General features: G+C 60.2%; 5 protein-coding genes and 1 pseudogene. All 6 read left to right on the plus strand.

Annotation, left to right across the window (positions count from 1 at the left end):
- Positions 1-122: pseudogene (locus GAK38_RS23270) on the plus strand (IS5/IS1182 family transposase); the annotation flags it as partial.
- 180 nt (positions 123-302) lie between these two features.
- The gene (locus GAK38_RS23275) at positions 303-1,556 is read left to right on the plus strand and encodes a DNA methyltransferase (RefSeq protein ID WP_325347261.1); all 1,254 of its coding nucleotides are present in this window, start codon (positions 303-305) and stop codon (positions 1,554-1,556) included.
- Positions 1,553-1,951, plus strand: a complete 399-nt coding sequence (locus GAK38_RS23280; RefSeq protein ID WP_325347262.1) for a hypothetical protein — start codon at positions 1,553-1,555, stop codon at positions 1,949-1,951. The genes GAK38_RS23275 and GAK38_RS23280 overlap by 4 nt, the downstream gene beginning before the upstream one ends.
- Positions 1,952-1,959: 8 nt before the next feature.
- Positions 1,960-3,696 (plus strand): DEAD/DEAH box helicase, encoded by a 1,737-nt coding sequence (locus GAK38_RS23285; RefSeq protein WP_325347263.1) that lies wholly within the window; start codon positions 1,960-1,962, stop codon positions 3,694-3,696.
- A gap of 49 nt (positions 3,697-3,745) precedes the next feature.
- On the plus strand, positions 3,746-4,240 hold the full coding sequence (gene ssb, locus GAK38_RS23290) for a single-stranded DNA-binding protein (protein ID WP_325347264.1): 495 nt from the start codon (positions 3,746-3,748) through the stop codon (positions 4,238-4,240).
- A 70-nt stretch (positions 4,241-4,310) separates the two neighbouring features.
- Complete coding sequence (locus GAK38_RS23295; protein WP_325347265.1) at positions 4,311-5,234, plus strand: recombination-associated protein RdgC; 924 nt, start codon at positions 4,311-4,313, stop codon at positions 5,232-5,234.
- Positions 5,235-5,417: the final 183 nt, after the last annotated feature.

A 5,417-nucleotide genomic window follows, 5' to 3' on the forward strand; every position in this document is an offset into this window, starting at 1 on the left:
GGCTGCACTCGTTTCGGCGCCTGAAGATTCGTTACGAACGCTATGCTCATATCCACGAAGCCTTCCTGTCATTGGCTTGCGCCTTGATTTGCTGGACCCGGTTAAAACAACTTTTAAAATAATTTCGCAACAGCCTCTTAATCGCTTATAGGGGTGTCCGTGAAACGGGGGCAAGATCAGGCCTTGACGTTGGTGTTCTACTCGACCAAACGCACCGGTCGCTGGTGGGGGTTCCTCGTCGATGGCGAGGTAATCCACTGGCGCACTTACCTTGGCCTCGGGACGCCAGAGGAGACACCGGAATGATGAAGAACAGTGCTCAGCTGGATCTCTTCTCGCAGATCACTTCCGCTTACGTCGACGCGCCAAGTGGCACGCTGTCGAACGCCGATCTCTATGCGATTGTGGCCGCACGCGCCGAGATCAGCGACGCCGATCTCCACGCGAAGCGCCATCTTGGCGAGAACGGCCCGCTGTTCAAGCCGGCAACCCGCAGAATTCGCTGGTTCCAACAGACGCTCAAGCAACTGAAGGTCATCGAGCGTGTACCGGGCGAGCGCGGGATTTGGCGCTTGACCGAACCAGCCGGCCGAGACCTCGACCGAGCTCTCCCGGACGTGAAGCTGGTTGCGTTCAGCACGGATCTGGGCGTCGCCGTCTGGGCACGCGGCGAGAGCGTTATTCCACACCTGCAGGAGAAGATCACGCTCTACTTCTCCTCGACTCCATATCCGCTCCGCACACCACGTGCTTACGGCAATCCGGACGAAAGCGCATTTGTTGATTTCGCCTGCAAAGCAATTGAACCGGTCGTTGCAAACCTGGTGCCCGGCGGCAGCATCGTGCTGAACCTGAGCAACGACATATTCATGTCGAAGTCGCCGGCGCGCTCTACGTATTTGGAGGAGTTGGTCCTTGCGTTGCGAAAGCGGCTTGGACTTTGGCTCATGGAAAGGCTTCCATGGGTGAACTACAGCAAGCCGCCTGGCCCGACGTACTGGGCATGCGTTCAGCGAGTGCAGCTCACGTCCGCATACGAACCGATCTACTGGTTCACGAACGACCCAACGCGCGTCATCGCGGATAACAGGAGGGTCCTGCAGGCTCATTCTGAGCGCCATATGGCGTTGATGCAGGCGGGTGGCGCGCAGCGCACTGCAGTCTATGGCGATGGCGCGTACCGACTCAGGCCGGAGTCGTTTGGGCGCGTAACGGAGGGCAAAATCCCGAGGAATGTCATTGAGCGCGGCCACAACTGCGCCGACACTCGCGCATATCGGGAACACGCCAAGCGCCTCGGTCTGCCCATTCATGGTGCGATGCAGCCAACCGATATTCCGGAGTTCTTCATCAAACTGTTGACCAGGCCCGGCGACCTGGTCGTGGACTCGTTCGGAGGAACAATCAGGACCGGCCTTGCCGCCGAACGACTCGGCCGCCGGTGGCTGGTCACCGAATGGATGTTGCAGTATATCCGTGGCGCGGCCGAACTCTTCCGAGATGCCAATGGCTTCTCGATGCATCCAGGCCTGATGTCAGTTGGGAGCAATCGATGAGCGCCATTGAGAAGCAAGGGGGCGCAAGTTCGGAGATGGCCACTGTGGTCGCCGCTCTGAGAACGATCCGTCTGAGCAAAGCCGGTGGCTCCGAAGAAGAGATCTGTGTGGAGATCGCCAACGCGTTTTCACGCGCCGGCGTTCCGTTTCGTCGCGAATTCAATCTGGGCTCGCGATCCCGCGCCGATTTCTGGATCCGGGGGATTGTCGTAGAGGTCAAGAAGGACCGCCCACCTCGCGTCGCGCTACTCCAGCAAGTGGCACGGTACGCGTCCATCGAGCATGTCCTTGGCGTGGTCGTCGTATTGGAGCGCAGCGTTCCCTTGCCGCAGCAACTGCACGACAAGCCTATCGCTTGCATCAGCTTGAATGCTTCGTGGGGGATCGCGCTGTGAATGCCCCCTTGCCTCAATACCTGCATCGACCAATGCCAGCGGCGCATACCTTCGGCCAGCTGCGCAAGATCTCTGACAACAATGGAGCCTATTGGCTCATCGAGGGCGACCCGCAGGTCGCTGTCATGGCCAAGCGGCTATTCCCAGGAGCAGAAGGGCGTGGAGCTGGTGTTGCGAAGTTTCCAGCCAACCGCAGGGCCTTCGGTGACTTGGTCTGGTTCCTGCAGCGGTGGCCGCTTCACATCGAGGACGAAGGCACTTTCGAACGGGATTACCAGGAGGCCTGCGAATACGCTGCTCGCAAGGAGCAGTTGTTGGCCTCCCCTGTGACGGCGCTGCCTGGTGTCCAGTTCATGGGGAAGCTAAAGCCCTTCCAGCAGGAAAGCCTTCCGTGGATGTTGACGCACCGTCGGACCCTACTGGCGGACGAAATGGGGCTGGGAAAGACGGTTCAGGCTCTGGCATATCTCGCGACAGAGCAGGCCTGGCCTGCCTTGGTTGTCCCGCCTCCGCACCTGGTCATGCACTGGATGGACAAGATCCCAGCGTTTCTGGATACCGATGGTGGCGATGCTGGGCCCCTCTTCTCGGCCGGGAAAATCACAGTGCATGTGATCCGCGGAACGAAGCCATATCCCCTGCCGGCGGCGCACATATACGTGTGCCATTACCTTCTTTTACGCGCCTGGCGGCAGGCACTGCTGGCGGTCGGCATCCGGCGCATCATTTTCGACGAGATCCAGGAGCTACGCCACTCACGCACAGAGAAATATTCGGCCGCCAGCGAGTTGGCCGGTGCCGCAGACGCGGTGATCGGCCTATCCGGCACCCCGATCTACAACCATGGCGGCGAAATCTGGAACGTCCTGAACATCATCGAGTACCACTGCCTGGGCGACTGGGATTCGTTCACGCGTGAGTGGTGCAATGGATATGGGAACGACACGGTCAAGGATCCCGTGGTGCTGGGCGCGCATCTGCGCAGGGAAGGCTTGATCCTGCGTCGACGCAAAGAAGATGTACTCCAGGAGTTACCGGCAAAACGGCGGGTGGTCGAGCGGCTCGACTCGAACGAGGGGCTGTTCAATCAGCTGATCCAACATGCAGTGGCCTTGGCCAAGGGAGCAGTTCAGCTGGAAGACGTACTTGCGCGCGGCCGCGCTGAATTAGAGGCCCTTGCTGAGATCCGCCGCGCCACCGGCCTTGCCAAGGTTCATTCCGTCGTTGCGTTTCTTAAAGGGCTCCTTGAAGCGGGTGAACCGACGCTGGCTTTCGCCCACCACCACGACGTTTTCGATCAGCTGACCTCGCAGCTGGCCGAGTTCAAGCCTGTCTGTATCAGCGGTCGTCAGTCCGCCACCGAGAAATGGGCATCCAAGGAAGCGTTCCGGACCGGTCAATCCGATCTTTGCATTGTGTCTCTTCGCTCGGCCACCGGCATTGACGGCCTGCAGGAGCGCGCCCGCGTCGTCGTCTTCGCAGAGCTTGATTGGTCGCCGGCAATTCACAGCCAAGCAGAAGATCGCGCCCACCGAGATGGCCAGCGCGACTCCGTCCTCTGCTACTACCTGGTCAGTGATCAGGGCACTGATCCAGAAATGCAGGAAGCACTGGGGCTCAAGGTCTCCCAGTTCATAGGTCTCATGGGCGATGTTCCCGAGAGCGCCGAAGATCAAGCGCTTTCCGCCCAAGCCTCGACGCAGCACATGAAGAACGTGCTGGCGAAGCTCAGGGCACGTGCCTGATGTCACTTCACATCAAGTAGTTCAACTCAACTTCAAATAGGAGCACCAAATGGCATCGGTCAACAAAGTTATCATCGTCGGTCACCTGGGCCGTGATCCGGAAGTCCGCTACATGCCCAACGGTGATGCCGTGGCCAACATCAACGTGGCTACCACCGAAACCTGGAAAGACAAAAACACCGGTGAAAAGAAAGAGCTCACCGAGTGGCACCGCATCACGTTCTACCGCAAGCTGGCCGAGATCGTCGGCCAGTATGTGAAGAAAGGATCGCAGATCTACGTCGAGGGCCGGCTGATCACGCGCAAGTGGACCGACAAGGAAGGCGTCGAGCGTTACACCACGGAGATCATCGCCGATACCATGCAGATGCTGGGCTCCAAGCAGCAGCCAGACAACGAACGGCCGCCGGCCTCGCGCGGCAGCGCCGGCGGTGCGCAGCCCGCTCCGAATTTCTCGGATATGGACGATGACATTCCCTTCATCGGGATGGCCCTCGCACTGGACATGGACCCGGTGCAGCGCCGCATGGCCAAGTACCAGTAAGCGCATCGCTAGACCGCTCCGGCTCCTGCCGGGGCGGCCCTCCCTTTCTCCAATCGCTAAGGAATCAAAAATGTGGTTCAAGAACCTGCAGATATACCGCCTGCCCGCGCCGTGGCCCGTATCGGCCGAGCAGCTGGCCGGGCATCTCTCCGCACAACAGTTCACTGCGTGCACCAGCGCTGAAATGCAGTCTCAAGGCTGGGTACCGCCGCGACCGAATGGTGACCTGGTCCACATCGTGAATCGCCAGTATCTGCTGCAGCTGGACACCGAAAAGAAGCTGCTGCCGGCGTCGGTGATCAATCAGGTCGCCAAAGCACGTGCGGCGGAGCTGGAAGAGCAACAAGGTTTCGCCTGCGGCCGCAAGCAGATGAAGGAACTGAAGGAGCAAGTCACCGACGAACTGCTGCCCCGCGCGTTCAGCATCCTGCGCAGCACATTCGCCTGGATCGATCCCGTCAATGGTTGGCTGGTGGTCGACGCGGCATCGCCGGCAAAAGCAGAGGAAGTGCTGAAGCTGCTGTTCAAGGCTGTACCCAAATTCCCGCTCGAAAGCCTGCGCACGCAGATCTCGCCGGTCGCGGCTATGACCGACTGGGTGGTCTCCGATGAGGCCCCACAGGGGTTCACCGTCGACCAGGATACCGAGCTGCGTTCGACTGCTGAAAGCAAGGCCACCGTGCGTTACGTTCGCCACACGCTCGAAGCAAACGATCTGCGCCGGCACGTCGAGACCGGCAAGCAGTGCACTCGCCTGGCCCTCACCTGGGCGGACAAGGTGTCGTTCGTTCTGACCGAAAACCTCACCATCAAGCGCATCGCCCCCCTGGACGTGCTCAAGGAAGACACTGACGCCGCCGGCAAGAACGACGACGAACGCTTCGATGGCGACTTCATGCTGATGACCGGCGAGTTCGCCCAGCTGTTGGCCGCCGTGGTTGACGCGCTGGGTGGCGCATTGACGGAGCCTGACCAACAGCTCAAAGCCGCATGAGCGGCTCTCCATGGGACAAAAACATGCGCCGCAACACATCAATCCTCCCGGCCAAGCTGCCCCCCGTGTCAGAATACTTGTCGCCCCAATAGGACCCGAGTCTTTAGCTCTGGTCAATTGATGGAGGCGGGCGGCGCCGTAGGCGCTGGCCCCCACCCCGTCGTTTCTTTGGTTAGGGGGCGC

The organism is Xylophilus sp., assembly GCA_009914555.1.
GTDB lineage: Bacteria > Pseudomonadota > Gammaproteobacteria > Burkholderiales > Burkholderiaceae_C > WNDY01.

Bases quoted from the DNA above. Each gene is read 5' to 3' on its own strand.
- GAK38_RS23295 (WP_325347265.1), top strand. From the start codon at position 4,311: ATGTGGTTCAAGAACCTGCAGATATACCGCCTGCCCGCGCCGTGGCCC.
- ssb (WP_325347264.1), top strand. From the start codon at position 3,746: ATGGCATCGGTCAACAAAGTTATCATCGTCGGTCACCTGGGCCGTGAT.
- GAK38_RS23280 (WP_325347262.1), top strand. From the start codon at position 1,553: ATGAGCGCCATTGAGAAGCAAGGGGGCGCAAGTTCGGAGATGGCCACT.
- GAK38_RS23275 (WP_325347261.1), top strand. From the start codon at position 303: ATGATGAAGAACAGTGCTCAGCTGGATCTCTTCTCGCAGATCACTTCC.